Annotated in this window: 16 protein-coding genes; 4 read left to right on the top strand and 12 right to left on the bottom strand. The window is 35.3% G+C overall.

The features are described from left to right. Window positions 1–745: 745 nt before the first annotated feature. The 4 genes from E4T68_RS00200 to E4T68_RS09890 all read right to left on the bottom strand — a co-directional run bounded on the left by E4T68_RS00200 (window position 746) and on the right by E4T68_RS09890 (window position 4,592). Window positions 746–1,210, bottom strand: coding sequence for a SprT family protein (locus tag E4T68_RS00200; protein ID WP_135122927.1), 465 nt, complete (start codon window positions 1,208–1,210; stop codon window positions 746–748). After that, a complete protein-coding gene (locus E4T68_RS00195; protein WP_135122925.1) occupies window positions 1,200–3,413 on the bottom strand; it encodes a Tex family protein in 2,214 nt (737 codons plus the stop codon). The genes E4T68_RS00200 and E4T68_RS00195 overlap by 11 nt, the downstream gene beginning before the upstream one ends. Window positions 3,414–3,444: 31 nt before the next feature. Next, window positions 3,445–4,170: a metallophosphoesterase family protein gene (locus E4T68_RS00190; protein WP_135122923.1), complete on the bottom strand. Its 726-nt coding sequence runs from the start codon at window positions 4,168–4,170 to the stop codon at window positions 3,445–3,447. A gap of 287 nt (window positions 4,171–4,457) precedes the next feature. After that, a complete protein-coding gene (locus E4T68_RS09890; RefSeq protein WP_255518849.1) occupies window positions 4,458–4,592 on the bottom strand; it encodes a hypothetical protein in 135 nt (44 codons plus the stop codon). Between E4T68_RS09890 and E4T68_RS00185 the strand changes: the two genes are divergently transcribed. From E4T68_RS00185 to guaC, 3 genes are all read left to right on the top strand, one after another. After that, the gene (locus tag E4T68_RS00185; protein WP_370543833.1) at window positions 4,581–5,078 is read left to right on the top strand and encodes a divergent PAP2 family protein; all 498 of its coding nucleotides are present in this window, start codon (window positions 4,581–4,583) and stop codon (window positions 5,076–5,078) included. The genes E4T68_RS09890 and E4T68_RS00185 overlap by 12 nt on opposite strands. Window positions 5,079–5,230: 152 nt before the next feature. Next, window positions 5,231–6,202: an NAD(P)/FAD-dependent oxidoreductase gene (locus E4T68_RS00180; protein WP_135122921.1), complete on the top strand. Its 972-nt coding sequence runs from the start codon at window positions 5,231–5,233 to the stop codon at window positions 6,200–6,202. 133 nt (window positions 6,203–6,335) lie between these two features. After that, on the top strand, window positions 6,336–7,322 hold the full coding sequence (gene guaC, locus E4T68_RS00175; RefSeq protein ID WP_135122919.1) for a GMP reductase: 987 nt from the start codon (window positions 6,336–6,338) through the stop codon (window positions 7,320–7,322). Between the two features lie 716 nt (window positions 7,323–8,038). Here the strand turns inward: guaC and E4T68_RS00170 are convergent. The 5 genes from E4T68_RS00170 to E4T68_RS00150 all read right to left on the bottom strand — a co-directional run bounded on the left by E4T68_RS00170 (window position 8,039) and on the right by E4T68_RS00150 (window position 12,507). Continuing rightward, window positions 8,039–9,526, bottom strand: coding sequence for an LCP family protein (locus tag E4T68_RS00170; protein ID WP_135122918.1), 1,488 nt, complete (start codon window positions 9,524–9,526; stop codon window positions 8,039–8,041). Between the two features lie 21 nt (window positions 9,527–9,547). Next, window positions 9,548–10,216 (bottom strand): deoxyribose-phosphate aldolase, encoded by a 669-nt coding sequence (gene deoC, locus E4T68_RS00165; RefSeq protein WP_135122917.1) that lies wholly within the window; start codon window positions 10,214–10,216, stop codon window positions 9,548–9,550. Window positions 10,217–10,360: 144 nt separating this feature from the next. Then, a complete protein-coding gene (locus E4T68_RS00160; RefSeq protein WP_135122915.1) occupies window positions 10,361–11,107 on the bottom strand; it encodes a 16S rRNA (uracil(1498)-N(3))-methyltransferase in 747 nt (248 codons plus the stop codon). A gap of 13 nt (window positions 11,108–11,120) precedes the next feature. After that, window positions 11,121–12,062: a 50S ribosomal protein L11 methyltransferase gene (prmA, locus tag E4T68_RS00155; RefSeq protein ID WP_135122913.1), complete on the bottom strand. Its 942-nt coding sequence runs from the start codon at window positions 12,060–12,062 to the stop codon at window positions 11,121–11,123. Window positions 12,063–12,072: 10 nt separating this feature from the next. Next, a complete protein-coding gene (locus tag E4T68_RS00150) occupies window positions 12,073–12,507 on the bottom strand; it encodes a hypothetical protein (protein WP_135122911.1) in 435 nt (144 codons plus the stop codon). A 569-nt stretch (window positions 12,508–13,076) separates the two neighbouring features. On the opposite strand from E4T68_RS00150, the gene thrC reads away from it, so the two are divergent. Beyond that, window positions 13,077–14,552, top strand: a complete 1,476-nt coding sequence (gene thrC / locus E4T68_RS00145; protein ID WP_135122909.1) for a threonine synthase — start codon at window positions 13,077–13,079, stop codon at window positions 14,550–14,552. 133 nt (window positions 14,553–14,685) lie between these two features. Here the strand turns inward: thrC and E4T68_RS00140 are convergent, their stop codons facing one another. Genes E4T68_RS00140 through E4T68_RS00130 form a run of 3 tightly spaced genes read right to left on the bottom strand, consistent with a single transcriptional unit; the run spans window position 14,686 to window position 16,757 of the window. Next, window positions 14,686–15,102 carry a hypothetical protein gene (locus E4T68_RS00140; protein WP_135122907.1) on the bottom strand — a complete coding sequence of 139 codons (417 nt, stop codon included), beginning with the start codon at window positions 15,100–15,102 and terminating at the stop codon, window positions 14,686–14,688. 24 nt (window positions 15,103–15,126) lie between these two features. Continuing rightward, on the bottom strand, window positions 15,127–16,020 hold the full coding sequence (locus E4T68_RS00135; protein ID WP_135122905.1) for a haloacid dehalogenase-like hydrolase: 894 nt from the start codon (window positions 16,018–16,020) through the stop codon (window positions 15,127–15,129). Continuing rightward, window positions 16,017–16,757 carry a copper homeostasis protein CutC gene (locus E4T68_RS00130; RefSeq protein WP_135122903.1) on the bottom strand — a complete coding sequence of 247 codons (741 nt, stop codon included), beginning with the start codon at window positions 16,755–16,757 and terminating at the stop codon, window positions 16,017–16,019. Before E4T68_RS00130 ends, E4T68_RS00135 begins: the two co-directional genes overlap by 4 nt. Between the last annotated feature and the right edge of the window lie 57 nt (window positions 16,758–16,814).

Genomic DNA, 16,814 nt, shown 5'->3' with positions numbered 1-16,814 from the left:
TTAAACGATTATTAACGCGTATCAACCGCCATGAATATGATCATTTAATGACGTTAACTGCACAAAAAAACATATCGCTTCTCTTTCCAACATTAACACAAATGGAGATACGGGTGTTCTTGGTGGATTGACACGTTTTTAAACAAACTAGAGTTCCAAAACAATCACTTTAACGGTGTTATTTATCAGTGTACAAACTGATAATAGGTATTATTAGTCTGATGGTGTAAATCTATAAACCATACGTATAGTAAATACCCTATAAATGTCTATAATTTCAGATTTAAATAAAGAAGTTATTTAGAAAAACACTTTCCGAATAACACAACGGAACTGATAAAGAAGTCTTAAAAATAAAAAAACAGCTTATCATGACGTCATCAGAAACGTTAGTTCTAAGCTGTTTTCAATTTTTTAAATGTTCATCAAAAGACTAAAATTTTAGTTTTTGCTCACTCTCAACCGTTTTAAACATACCACTTCAGACAACGCTTGTTTTTTCCCTGTCTTAAAATATCGGGTGTACAATAAATATTTCAAAAAACGGCTTTAAGTCAAGGTGCGTCATTCCTTGATTTAAAGTCGTTTAAATTTATTGATAGATTTTGTCTAGCCCATTTAATATGCACCTAATATTATCTATTTTAATTTTTTTCAAAGTTTTGTCTTATCTTGCTCTGTTCGTTTCCCTAAAACAGTAATTCAACATCTCACTATTTCTCTGATGCATTCCATTAGTTATCAACTATGCAAAATCTTCTCGCTTGTGCCTACCAACATATACTAATGCTGATAAACAGTTTGCACATCTATAATATTTTATCTCTATTTTTCGTTTTCTAAATACTAAACATTCACAACAGGTGCATTGATAGACGTGAAACAATACATTATCATCAACGTTTTTGACGTATCGACTGCCACCCACTTGCTTTAGTAATACTTTAAAGTCCTTATCTTGATGACGATACCCTTTATGTTGAAGATGTAAATGATAATGGCACAATTCATGTTTGATAACCCCAACTAGTTCGTCTATGCCAAATCTATCCAAAACTTTTTTATTAACATCAATATGATGCGTCTTTATATGGTAACGTCCTCCTGTTGTTTTTAAACGCCGATTGAAAAAAGCTCGATGTAAAAAAGGACGTTTAAACCATTCCAGAGAAATCTGTTCAACAAGTTGCTGAAGTTGTTCATCGTTCATGAGGACCAACCATAGTTAATGCAATTCTTTTCTTCTCTAAATCAACTTGTTCAATCCAAACGGTCACAATATCGCCAACAGAAACGATGTCACTTGCCAGACGGACAAATTTTTTACTCATTTTTGATAAATGAACTAAGCCATCTTGCTTAACACCAATATCAACAAATGCACCAAAATCGACTACATTTCGCACCGTTCCTTGTAATTCCATGCCTACTTTTAAATCTTCCATACTTAAAACATCTTGGCGTAATAACGGTGAAGATATGCTTTCTCGAACATCTCTCCCCGGTTTTTCCAAGGCTTCCAATATATCTTGAATGGTTTGCTCACCTAAGTGGGTCAAAGCCTTTGCCTTTTCAAGCGTTAATCCGCTTAATTTTTGGTTTGCCTCCTCACTTCCCAACTCATCTACGGTTATATTTGCCACTTGCAATAATTGGAGCGTTTCAGCATAACTTTCTGGGTGAATAGCCGTATTATCCAACACGTTAGTCCCATTAATAATTCTTAAAAAGCCTATAGCTTGTTCAAATGCTTTCGGTCCTAAACGAGGCACTTTTTTTAATTCCATACGGTTTGTAAACATGCCATGTTCATTGCGGTACGTCACAATATTATTTGCAATCGTCTTGTTCATTCCAGAAACATGTTGTAAAAGGGTTGCACTGGCTGTATTTAAGTTAACGCCCACTTGGTTAACAACTGTTTCAACTACAAAATCTAGCTGACTTGTCAATGCTTTTTGTGACACATCATGCTGGTATTGCCCAACACCAACCGATTTAGGATCTATTTTAACAAGTTCTGCTAAAGGATCTTGTAAACGGCGTGCAATGCTGACTGCACTCCGTTCCTCAACTTGAAAGTCTGGAAATTCTTGACGAGCAATATCACTAGCAGAATAAACGGACGCACCGGCTTCATTAACAATCACATAATATACTGTACGCTCCAAATTTTTTAATTGTTCTGCCACAAATTGTTCAGATTCTCGACTTGCCGTTCCATTTCCAATGGCAACAATATTGACTTGATATTTTTCTATGAGTTGTTTTAATAAGTCGCCGGCACTCTTTCTTTTATGTTCAGGAGCTGGTTTATGTGGATAAATCACACCTTTATCTAAAACACGTCCCGTTTCATCTACAACGGCTAGTTTACACCCTGTACGATAAGCCGGATCCAAACCTAACACAATACTGTCTTTCATTGGTGGTTGCAATAATAAATGTTTTAAATTATCTCCAAATACTGCAATGGCTTGTTCATCAGCTTTTTCCGTTAATTCACGTCTAAGTTCTCGCTCAATACTTGGTGCAATAAACCGTTTATAACTATCCTCATAAGCTGCACTCACGTACATTGCACTAGAAAATGTAGAATTTACATGTAATTGTTTAGCCAAGTACTGAAATATCGCTTGCTCATCTATTTGAATAGCAACTTTCAATACTCCTTCATTTTCTCCACGATTAATGGCTAGTATTCTATGAGGTTTAATATGCTCAACTGCCTCTGAAAAATCATAATACATTTCGTAAACATGTTTTTCATCTTTTTGCACATCTTTTTCTTGAACAACCAACTGCCCATTTTTTCGAGTATACTGGCGAATCCATTCACGGTATTGTGCAACATCTCCAATCATTTCTGCTAAAATTTCATGCGCTCCTTGCAAAGCATCCGTTTCCGTTAAAATCTGATGTTCTTCTGATACATATTTTGATGCTTCTTGTAAAACATCTGCTTGCTCTTGCCCTTCAAACAACCAAAGTGCCAGAGGTTCTAGTCCTTTTTCTTTGGCAATTGTTGCTTTTGTTCGTCTTTTTTGTTTAAACGGACGATATAAATCTTCCACTTGTTGCATCTTGTCAGCTTCCAAAATAGCTTTGTGTAAATCCGGAGTTAACTTTCCTTGTTCATCAATCAAACGAATAACTTCTTCTTTACGTTTAGTTAAATTCTCCAAATAAGCAAATGTTTCAGAAATCTCACGAATTTGCACCTCATCTAAAGAACCTGTCATTTCCTTACGGTAGCGTGCAATAAACGGGATTGTATTCCCACTAGACAATAAATCTAGGACACTACCTACTTGCTTTTCTTTATATTGTGGCAACTGTTTGAGTGTTAAACGCAACGCCTCTTTGGCATGCGTGTCTACTTCTTGTTGTTCAAATTCTTCAACTGTATTCATTTTCATTACTCTCTTTCATTTATTCTTCACATTATTCCCAACGGTGTTGTGGGTGCATCACTTGATAATCTGCTTCAATCCCATTTTCCGATAATACTACACCGTGTAATGCACCATGATATACCGCACCGCCATCTATGCCAATCTTTTTATCTGAATACCATAGATGTGTATCCGTTAGTTTACTGTGTAAACTTTGTACTGGTGTGTGTCCAAACACAATGTATTTATCTAAAGTATTTTTTGCTTGATGAAATGGGTCACGTATCCAAATAAAATCTCTACGTGATGTATCTTTCCAATTCTCTAAAGCCAAATTAACACCTGCATGAACGCAAATACAGTACTCCGTTTCATAATACAGTGGTAATTCTTCAATAAATTCAATTAATTCAGCAAATCTTCCTTGAATAAGTTTTGCCATATCAAGAGGGCTTTCCTCCTCCATTACTCCTGGGTATAACAAACTTTCAAGGGTTGCCTGCCCACCATTTCGTAAGTACCAATCGAAATTGTCTTGCGGTTCTGCTAGCCATTTCAGTAAAATATCTTCATGATTCCCACTTAAACAAATAGCTTGCTCATTTTCAACCAGTTGTTTAACCAACAAAAAACATTGTTTACTTTTTGGTCCTCTATCCGCTAAATCGCCTAGAAAAACCAGTTGTTCTTCTTCCTTATTCCATAATGTCAACAATTTTTTGAGTAAATCATACTCACCATGCACATCGCCAACAATAAATAATTTACTTTTCATAGAAGCCTCCTACATCGGACTTGTCTTTTTCTATTATACAAAAAAACACATACAAAAAAAAGCGTATTGTTAAAAAATGCATTTTTACATATTGCTTGTATATCTACTCAAAAAAATTGCACCTTGCAAAAATATAAACTCATGCTATGTCTATTTATGTGAGGTTATATCCTTTTTTTCACTGACAATACATTACCACGACTTTACCATGCCAAAAATTTTATTTTCTTTAGTTTTTTCTGTGCCTAAGTCTTATTTTTATGAATTTCACACACTTGCATTTCATCTTATCTTGTCAACTCTCTATCATTTCCATTTAATATTTTCACATACACAAAGCTATTTATCGCAATACTGACAACATCATGGTATAATGTTAGCGTGATGACATGATGAAAGGAGTCTATCTTTTGATAATACATAATTTCCCTCTAATTGCCTCTTTGAGTGCTATTTTGGTTGCTCAACTTATTAAAATTCCTATTGCTTATTTTTCAAAAAGTCATCGAGCGTCTATAAAATTAGCCGTTTCTACTGGCGGAATGCCTAGCTCTCATTCGGCTGCTGTTAGTGCGTTAATTACTGCTGTGTCTATTCGCTACGGTATTGAATCTCCTTATGCAGCGATTGCTATTACATTTGGTGTGATTATTATGTTTGATGCCATGGGGGTACGTAGACAAAGTGGTGAACAAGGTATTGTCCTTGAACACCTTATTCATGAATTAGAAAAAACACATGTTATTTCTCCTCTACACTTCAAAGACCCTGATGATAATGATGATTTACAATTAAAAGAAATGATTATTAAAAAATATTTAGGGCATAAACCTACTGAAGTGTTTGCTGGATTATTTACAGGTATTATTTCCACAATTATTTTAGATATTTTATTATTCCGTATTTAGTGTCAATTTTTAATTCGTCAGTACCTATTTGGGTGGTATTCAATGACTACACATTTCACCCCTCATTCTTGCTTATTTTACAGATTAAACATGTTCAGTAAGACTGTTGTGCCGTTTTGCCAGCAGTCTTATTCATCAAAAGGAGTTACTATATGACAGATTTATATGATATTACAATTATAGGCGGTGGTCCTGTCGGGCTATTTGCTGCGTTTTACGCACATTTAAGACAAGCCAAAGTAAAGATTATTGATTCTTTACATCAATTAGGTGGGCAACCGGCTATGTTATACCCTGAAAAGACGATTTTGGACGTCCCTGCTTTCATGCATGTTAGTGGACAAGAGTTAATTGAGTATCTAAAACAGCAATTATCTCCATTTGACACAACTGTATGTCTAAATGAAACGGTAGAAGCTATTCATCAATCAGAAAATTTTTTCAACATACAAACATCAACGTCCTCTCATGTCAGCAAAACCGTCATCATCGCCATGGGTTTGGGTGCCTTTAAACCACGTACATTAGACTTGGACGGTATCCACACCTTTAAAAACATTTATTACCATGTGCAAAACCAACAACAATTTGCCAATCAACATGTTGTTGTACTAGGCGGTGGAGATTCAGCAGTGGATTGGGCGCTTTCTTTTGAAAAAACGACTCGTTCAATAACTCTTATTCATCGCCGTGAGGAATTTAGAGCCTTAGAGCATAGCGTGCAAACTCTACATAACTCTAGCGTATCTGTTTACACCCCTTATTTACCAACACGTCTAATTGGGAAAGGTGACACTCTCACACATCTAGAATTAACTAAAGTAAGAACAACAGACACCCTCACTATCCCTGTAGATAGCTTGTTTGTCAATTATGGATTTCATTCCTCAATAGGCAATTTAAAAGACTGGGGACTCACATTAAACCGTCATAAAATTTGTGTGAATACAAAACAAGAAACATCTATTCCAGGGATTTATGCTATTGGCGATTGTTGTACATACGATGGCAAAATTGATTTAATCGCAACTGGACTTGGAGAAGCACCGACAGCTGTAAGTAATGCATTGCACTTCATTAATCCTAAATCACGCATACAACCTATGCATAGCACAAGTTTATAATCATTTAGTAAGATAGACGATAAACTATCTTACTTTTTTTTGTTTTCAAACTGAATTATTTTGTATTCCCATTAAAACATGGTATGATAGCTGAGGATACTTTTTCCCTAGTCATGAAATGAGGAGTGATAATATGGAACAAGTTACTGTTTTTGATTACGAGGATATTCAGTTAATTCCTAACAAATGCATTGTGAATAGTCGATCAGAATGCGATACAACTGTAACGTTAGGAAATCATCAATTTAAGTTACCCGTTGTCCCTGCAAATATGCAGACCATTATTGATGAAACATTAGCTGAAACCTTAGCACGTGAAGGGTATTTTTATGTGATGCATCGTTTTGATGAAGACTCACGACTGCCTTTCATTAAATATATGGCAAACAAACAACTTATCTCATCTATTAGTGTTGGCGTTAAACCTCAAGAATATGAGTTTATTTGCCAATTAGAAGCAGAGCAGGCTATTCCGGACTATATTACAATTGATATTGCTCATGGACATTCCAATGCTGTTATTCAGATGATTCAACATATTAAAAAACATTTGCCAACAACATTTGTGATTGCAGGAAACGTTGGCACACCCGAAGCTGTTCGTGAGCTAGAAAATGCAGGAGCTGATGCCACTAAAGTTGGTATAGGTCCTGGGAAAGTATGTATCACAAAACTTAAAACAGGTTTTGGTACTGGTGGCTGGCAACTAGCTGCATTGCGCTGGTGTGCAAAAGCTGCACGTAAGCCTTTAATTGCTGACGGTGGTATTCGCACAAATGGAGATATTGCAAAATCTATTCGCTTTGGAGCAACCATGGTCATGATAGGCTCCCTATTTGCTGGGCATGAGGAATCTCCAGGACATACAGTAACCATTGATGGCAAACAAATGAAAGAATATTTCGGTAGTGCTTCAGAATTTCAAAAAGGTGAAAAGAAAAACGTTGAGGGCAAAAAAATGTTAGTCCATTACAAAGGTAGTATTATTGATACATTAGTTGAAATGCAACAAGACCTACAATCTTCTATCTCTTATGCAGGAGGTAAAGATTTAGAAGCTATACGCCGTGTAGATTATGTTATCGTTAAAAACTCTATTTTTAATGGCGATGCACATTAATAGAATAAAGGGCTGGCAAAAAGCCAGCCCTTTATTCTATTAATATCCAGTTTAAAATATACCATATTCAACTATAATAAGGCTGAAAAAGTATCTAAATAACAAAAACTTTGGGAAATCTTCGTCTATAAACATTGATTTATCGCAACTTTAGATAGACCACTTCAGACGATGTTTAATTTTTTCAGTACAATTATTTGGATATAAAAAGAAAATGAATTGTTTAGCACCTAGGACAAATAAAAACAGGTAAAAATTTATAAATGGAGTTTACATTAAAGCACTGGCACACCACAATTTACCTCTGCGATTTAATCTTTTACCACCATCTACTAAACTATTATCTTGATTATACCATTTTTAATGTAAATTATTTTATACATTATTGTACGCATTCTAGCAAACAATAGAAAACGAACAATGCCTCATACTGCAATAATCCCTATACCTTAACATATAAAACGATTAAAAAAACTGCTAACATCGTTGTTACTTTGTCAACAGTTTGATTGTACTGGCTGCCAACATGACCAATTATTTTATACATGCTTATATTTACAAAACGTTAAAACTGTATGATACCCTCACATAAGAAAGTGTTGATACCATACAGTTTTTGTCAGCGTCAATAGTCCTATATCTTAATAACAACTATTTATCCACGAGAGTACCTCGTGATTACATCTCACTTCTCACTAATTTTCAATATACTAAAATTACTCTCCATTAATGACACTTTGAACAGCCGCTTTAACATTCGCTAAACTATCATCATCAACAACACCCATATATAAATCGTAGCCTGGCATTGCATAAGACGGTAAGCCCATTGTTCCATGTGTTAACAGTGCTTGACTGTCAACTTTATACTGTCCACCAGAATCTAATTGTCCATTGGCTAATAACATAATCGTTTCAAATGGCATGTTTGTTTGTAGAGAAGATGATAATTGTTGTAAAATAGAATTCATATTAACCAAATTACCTGGTTGTGTAAGTTTTCCAATAATGGCTGCAATGACTTTTTGCTGATTTGCTGCCCTGTCAGCATCGCCATTTGGTAAGTTATAGCGTTCACGTACAAATGCTAAGGCTCTATCTGAATCTAAATGGATTGTTCCACTCTCAAAATACACACCCTCAGATGATGTAAAGTCTGCTGGATTATAAACATCTACTCCACCAACTAAATCAATTAATTTTAAAAATGATGTAAAGTTTATACGTGCATAATAATCTAAATTAATATCATATAGATTTTCTAATGTATGCACAGATGCTTCAACACCATAAATTCCTGCATGCGTAAGTTTATCGTATTGGTTGTTTCCTCCGTCTGCAATACGCACATAACTATCACGTGGCGTTGTTGTTAACAATACTTTCTTCGTATTTGTATTCACCGTCATAATAATATTCACATCTGAACGTGAAACCGTTGAAATACTTCCATAAGTATCAATCCCACTGACATACACATTAAACACACGTCCGTCTGAACTTGTTTTCACTTTATTCTCGTCTTGAACAACTTCCTTAGTCACAGTATATTCATAAATTTTCTTGATCTTTGAAGCATATTCCTTATCTGCATTTTCAAGCAGCGTTTCATACGAACTATTTAAAATCATAGCTTTTACCTCGCCAGAAATCAACTGTTGATATGCTTTTGCATAAGAATCTACTTGTCCCAAAGATAACTCTGTTTTCGTTTTTTCCTTGATATGAGTCAGCAAAGATTGAATATTATCATTATCCATATTAGTCGGTGCTGGAACAGTTTGTCCAGATAAATCATGAACATCATTAATTGGACTATTAGCTAGTACAACAACACTCATCGTTTCAGTCTTTGTCTTTGTAGATTTTGATAAATTAGAAAATGCACCTAATCCATTAAAAATAGAATATGCTGTATAGCCAAAGATTAGAGCAAATACCAAAGATAACGTCAAAGCTGTTTTTTTTGCACGTTTTGTAAAAATGAAAATCAGCAACAGGAAAATAACGAATGCAATAACACCGTATACAATATAATTTAGTGACCTAAAATTTAATATATTATAACGTACCATGGCATATACAACATAAGCTGAAGATAGTATTGCCATTAGTGCAAGTAAGCACGTTAACACATAAATAAATCCCGTGTTTTTTTGTTTTTGTTGCTTAAAACGCTGCGCTCTTGTTCTTCTACTTTCCATAACAATCTCCTTTAACCGTTATTAATATTCTTCTTGAGAAACCAATCCTTGACAAATCGCTACACCACTTGAAGCACCTAAACGGTTTGCACCTGCCTCAATCATTGCTAATGCATCTTCTTTAGAACGCACACCACCACTAGCTTTGACACCTAAATCTTGACCTACGCTCTCTCTCATCAAAGCAATATCATGAACGTTTGCTCCTCCTGTTGAAAAACCTGTAGATGTTTTAACAAAATCTGCTCCAACTTCTTTACAAATTTGGCAGACTTTTATTTTTTCTTCATCAGTCAACAAACATGTTTCTAAAATAACTTTACTCACTACATGATGTTCTTTTGCAACATCAACAACACCTTGAATATCTTCTTTAACCAATGCCCAATTTCCAGACTTAACAGCTCCAATGTTGATAACCATATCTACTTCGTCTGCTCCGTTTTCAATAGCCTGTTGTGTTTCAAACGATTTAACACGTGGGTCATTTGCTCCATGTGGAAACCCAATAACCGTACAAACTTTAACAATTGAATCTTTTAATTGTTCTGTGGCATAACTTACCCAAGTAGGTTGTACACATACAGACATAAATTCATATTGTTTTGCTTCTTGGCACAATGTAGCAATATTCTCTTGTGTAGCATCTGGTTTCAAATTTGTATGATCAATATAACGATTTAATTTCATAATAAAACTCCTTATGTCATTAGTTTTTAACAGGTTAACATTACCCAAATTGACTTAAAATTTATCTCTTATTATAGCACAAAAATAAGAAAACGACTGTCTATAGTAAAATTCTTATAAAAAGAATAGATTTATCATAGTATTTTAACGAAGCTCCAATTCATACGAGCATGCCGCCAATACATACATGGGGGCAGTTTCTGCTCGCATAATGCGGGGGCCTAATCCACACAATATCGCTTGCTTATCAACCAATTGTTTAATTTCTGAATCAGACAGACCTCCCTCAGAACCAAAAATTATTAATACTTTATCTTTAGGATTAAGTGTTGATATAATTTGTCTAAATTGCTGTTTTTCTTGTGTTTTAGCTGATTCTTCATAAGCAACTAATACATGTGTGTATTGAGAAAAAGTGTGTAAAAGTTTTTGAAAAGACAGCACATCATGTACAATTGGCACATGTGAGCGATGACTTTGTTCGGCAGCTTCTCGTGCAATTTTCTGTAATCTTTCCTTTTTCTTTTCTTTCTTTTTAAAATCCCACTTCACAACAGACCAGTCACTTTCAAATGGTTGTATAGCAAATGCACCTAATTCAGTTGTTTTTTGTACAACCCAGTCTAACTTATCTCCCTTAGGAATACCTAAGGCAACTGTTACCTGAATAGGCATTTCAGATGATATTAAGACATCTTCAATCCACTTTGTCCGAACACAACTCTCTGTTATTTCTGATAATTCAACAACAACAGTGCTTTCATCAGGCAATACCACATAGACACGATCGCCAACTTTCATACGCATAACACGAACAATATGATGATAATGTTCATCTTCAAACACAATACACTGTTTATCTAGCATATCCTGTAAAAAATAACGTTGCATACCTATTCTCCTCTTACTCTATTATTGGTTTAAGGCAAATAAGTGATACCCAATCCTTGATTTTATTTTCTTGTTCAATCTCAAATCCTTTAGCACGCAATTTATCTACTAAGCTATCTCGCTTAGATTGAATAATCCCCGCCAAAATAAAGTATCCTCCATCTTTCAAATTTGCCCACGCATCATCAATCAAACGTTCTAATATTTCAGCCAAAATATTGGCTACAATCACATCTGCTTGTGTCTTAATACCTGACAACAAATCATTTTCACGTACCACAATATCTTGTGCAAAAGGATTTAATGCAATATTTTCACGTGCAATCTGCGTTGCTTTTTCATCCAAGTCAAACGCTTCTACACGAGCGGCACCCAAAACTTTAGCTGCAATACTCAATACACCTGATCCAGTCCCAACATCTAACACATACTCTCCTCCACGTAAGACCATTTCTAAGGCTTGTAAAGATAAACGTGTTGTTGGGTGAGTGCCTGTCCCAAATGCCATGCCAGGATCTAACTCAATAATATTCTCGCCTTCAATAGCCTGATAATTTTCCCAACTTGGCACTACTGTTAAATAACGAGAAATACGAACTGGATGATAATATGTTTTCCACGCATTTGCCCAATCCTCTTCGGATACACTTGTCAAAATGACTTCATTTTTTCCTAAATCCAACCCATAATGCTCTGCTTCATGTAATTTTTCTTGAATAGACATCTGAATTTCAACAATGTTTTTTGTATTAGGAAAATAACCAGATACAAACACTTCTTCACTTTGATATAATTCCGATTTTTCTGGTTTTAACTGACCAAATCCATCATCTAATGTATCAAAATCAAACGGATCTTCAATAGCTACGCCATTAGACCCCGCTTCAATTAAAATTGCAGCAATCATTTCGCTTGCTTGATGTGTTGTTGATATTTTCAATTCATTCCACTGCATAATGTTCTCTCTACTTTCTTATGATATACGGGATAATATTTTCCTTATATTTTCCCAACTGTTTATAAGTGTCTAAATATGTTTGAAAAAGCGTGGCATCACTTCGCCACTGCCAAATTCCCTCTTGTCTATAATCAGAAATCATCTGTTGAGCACACTGTCTAATGTATCCTAGCCACACTTCAAGATGTCCCTCTGTTACACCATAATCCTTATGAAAAGACAGCTCACATGCAAACTGATTTGCATCTAATCGACTATACTTTGGATCATGTATTAATACATTCACTAGTGGAGCTTCTTTAGCGCTTTGAATAATAATGTCTATTCTTGCCTGTTCTACAATATCATGAATTGCCCACTCGAATGTACAATACGTTGTCAAATAGGAAATAATATACTCTAAAATTGTTTTATCATACAAACTTGCCTTATGTTTATTCATTTCATGCTTACTCCCAATCATATTCTGCTATTCTTGCAAAAAATATCTTTTACTAATCAATAGTTAGAACGCTATACTCTCACATACTTGTCCTAACTTATTTTTAGGCTATCCCTTATTCAATTCATTTATAGTTTCTATACACACGACATATTATTGCTTCGTCACCAACAATATGTGCTAAAAACAGACTCACTCAACAATACCACTAATATAGTCATTCACTTTTATTATTGTATACTTTACATTTAATTCTATCCCTAAACATGCCTATTAATAGATTTTCCATAATTTCCAATCATCTCTTTAAACATATTCCTTAATCGTTCCCCACGAACATGTATCCTAACCACTACCATAAAAAACATTCCATGAAACAGTTTGTTATTCATGTTACACTAGTCACTCTATTTTTATCTTATAACACCTTTGCCTGTTTCATAGCTCAACGGCTACGGCAATTATACCACTTTTCGCTTAAAACTGACAGAAATACATTTATTTATATAGTCATCTCGTCAAAAAATTGCTATAATGCTATTATCTTTACAGAAAGCAGGTACGTCCTAATGATTTATCAAAGCACACGACATAACCATGAAACAGCTACAGCTAGCCAAGCTATTTTAAGAGGAATTGCTCCTGATGGTGGGTTATACACACCAACATCTATTCCAAGCCTAAATGTTCCTCTACACGAATTAGCAACAATGAGCTATCAAGAGGTCGCTTTTATTGTGTTACGTGCGTTTTTAACCGATTTTACAGACGATGAACTTAAAGAGTGTATCACACAAGCGTATTCACAACATAATTTTGATACACCAGATATTACACCAATCCACTCTATTGGCAATAAACACTATTTGGAACTTTTCCACGGACAAACGATTGCTTTTAAAGATATGGCACTATCCATTTTACCGTATTTAATGACCGTTGCAGCACGAAAAAACAACTCTAATAAAAAAATCCTTATCTTAACTGCAACATCTGGAGATACAGGAAAAGCTGCCATGGCAGGATTTGCTGATGTTCCAAACACAAAAATTATTGTATTCTATCCAAAAGGTGGCGTTAGCCCTATACAAGAAAAACAAATGGTCACACAAACAGGTGAAAATACTCATGTTATTGGCATTACAGGGAACTTTGATGATGCACAAAGTGCCGTTAAACGTATGTTTACAGATACTCAACTTGCTGAAACTATCTCTGAAAAAGGCTATCAATTTTCAAGTGCCAACTCTATTAATATAGGGCGTTTAACACCTCAAATCGCTTATTATGTTTATGCTTACGCACAACTTATTAAAAGCGGAAAAATTCAAGCAGGCGATCCTATCAATATTGCAGTACCAACTGGAAACTTTGGAAATATTTTAGCCGCATACTATGCTAAAGAAATGGGATTACCGATTAGCACATTAATCTGTGCATCTAATAAAAATAATGTATTAACAGAATTTTTCCAAACGAGAAGATACGATAAAAACAGACCGTTTTACGTTACAAATTCTCCGTCAATGGATATTGTGCTTTCTAGCAATTTAGAGCGTCTAGTATTCCATGCTACTGGGAATGATGCTGAAAAAACGGCTGAACTGATGAATGAATTAGCACATCATGGCTGTTATACTATAGATGAACAAATCGCCCATCATTTCTCAAATATTTTTGCCGACTATGCAGATGAATCTGATATTTTATCATCTATAAAACATTCCTTTGATACACATCACTATGTTATTGATCCACACACAGCAGTTGCTGACATCGTAACCGACCGCTACATACAAAAAACGCAAGATGCAACACCAATTATCATTGCCTCAACAGCTAGTCCATATAAGTTTCCTAGAAGTGTTATGGACGCACTTGGAGAAAATGACACAACTGATGACCTAATATTAGTGGATAAACTTGAAGCATACTCACATATCTCTCAACCTCAAGCTGTTTTAGCTATCAAAGATGCACCTATACGCCATCAAAGCGTTATATCTGTTGAAGATATGGAAAAAAGTGTCTTGAATTGCCTATAATCTTAATAGCGTGCTGGTAAACTCTCAAATTTACCAACACGCTATTTTATTATCTTTGCAAAATAGTAACTGATAGCTAGACGTATGGTCTAGCTATCAGTTACTATTTACTTCCTTTAATTACTCTGCTCAATTATGGATTTTTCGTCACTATTTCACTTAAAATACGTTCAATTTTTTGTCTATCCTCTGGATAAGTTAACATCAGCTCTGTTGCCTTATTATATGCAGCAGATGTTGCCGATTGTCCAAAATAATGATCATCATCCGCTTGCATAGTGACAATATACGCTTGTTGTTGTTCGATAGCTTGCATAATCAGTTGTCTATACTCTTCCTCACTTAATGTCTTTTTACGAGTAGTAGACGTCAATCCATTTTTCGTATGTGATTGATTAAGAGAACGTGATGCACTCTCTTGTTGTGAATCCCTCGTTGTTAATGTATGGTTTACTGTAGACTCTGCACGCTTATCACTTTGAAACTGACAGGCACATAATATCATGAGTACACACCCTAACATACTCCATAATTCCCAATTTTTTAACATAATCAACCTCTCCTCACTATATCATTATCGTGTAACAGATGTGGCTACACGATTAATTGTGTGTCGCATTCCTCTAATTGCCACAGACAACGCAAAAATATTTTCAACCGTTGCCAAACTTCCATAACCAGCATCTCCAATATGTTGAATATCTACACCAGCAATTTTGTTACGTAGCGCAATCTGTTCAATCACTTCTCTACTAGACGTTTCTTGGCTTGTTCCAATAGCGGATAATACAAGCGTGTCATTTTGATGTGCCATTTTTACAATTTGGATTAATTCCTCATCTGTAAACCCTGGAACTGTTCCAACAGCTGGCACCAAAATAATATCAGCCCCTGCATCAATAAATGATTTTGCCACATCCACTGTACATACCGGCTCCTTAGCTCCTGAGCCATGCATTTTACCAGCAATAATCAAACCAGAAAAATTTGCTTTTCCAACTTGAATAGCTTTAATAATCTCTTGATTAGTCACACCTGTTGCAGGATTGCCTGTTAAACAAACAAAATCTGCTCCAAGTTCCTCTGCTTTTCTAAACGTTTCCGCCGAACTCATACGCCCTTTTGAGATAACAAGACGTTCTTCAAGCATATCCGCCTGTACGTCAACTGGTTCTAAATTAATGCCTACCGGTCTACCTACCAAACGTTTAACTTGACGAATAGCGTCTTCTTGACTGGATAATCCATGCACTGACGGATTAAAGCAATCAAACCCATTCATCAGCATTAAATCTGCTCCAAAAGCACGTGCAATTTCTGCATGCGTTAATCCTGCATCAATCGCCCAACGTGACACAACCATTTCAGAGCATACTGTCCGTCCCTCTCCAGCCAAAATTGCTTGTTTAAGCTGTTCAGCCGTATATTGTTCAAAATCTTTTGTATGGCAATCTAAAATTCTCTTCATACATTTACTCCTTTAAGTGTATTCATAAATAATTTCAATACATTAGCATCAACACCGTCATAACAATCTCCTTTACCATACCTGTAATGAACTTGATGACCTGTTGTTGTCTTATCTTCAAACCACCCTTTAAATGAACCATGACACTGTTTAATGCCTGTTTCTTGCATTAGTGTAATGATATTGTCTTGATTAATGCCTGCCCCCATACACATTTCTATATGTTGTCCATACTGTTGGTGTAATCTTTTCAACATGGTTCTGCCTTCCCATGCACTTTCGTGCAGTCCACTCGTTAAGAGACGATTAACACCTAAATCAATTAACGTTTCCATACCTTCATGTGCATCATATAAACAATCAAAAGCTCTATGGAACACAACATCTTTTTTGTATGCATGCACTAGACGAATCATTTCTCTTGAAAAGGGAATATCAATCTTTCTTTCTGATGTTAAACACCCAAAAACAATACCGTCCGCACCGTATTTCAATAGCCATTCTGCTTCTTTTAGCATTAACGCCTTTTCATTGTTATTGTAACAAAATCCTGCTCCTCTAGGTCGTACCATACACACAACTGGAATACTCACACGTTGCTTTACTTCATCTAGGAGTGCTACACTGGCACTTAATCCACCTAAAGCAATAGCCGTATTCAATTCAATACGATGCGCATTACACTCTTGTGCAATTAAACAGTCTTGTAAACTCCCCGCACATACTTCTACAATCATATTATCTTCCTTTTCAGCTTTACACTTTCTTTTCCATAATTTTTTATTCTAAATAGC

Origin of the sequence: Granulicatella sp. WM01 (genome assembly GCF_004570605.1) — a bacterium.
Taxonomy (GTDB): Bacteria; Bacillota; Bacilli; order Lactobacillales; family Aerococcaceae; genus WM01.
This window is presented reverse-complemented; position numbering and strand designations above follow the sequence as displayed.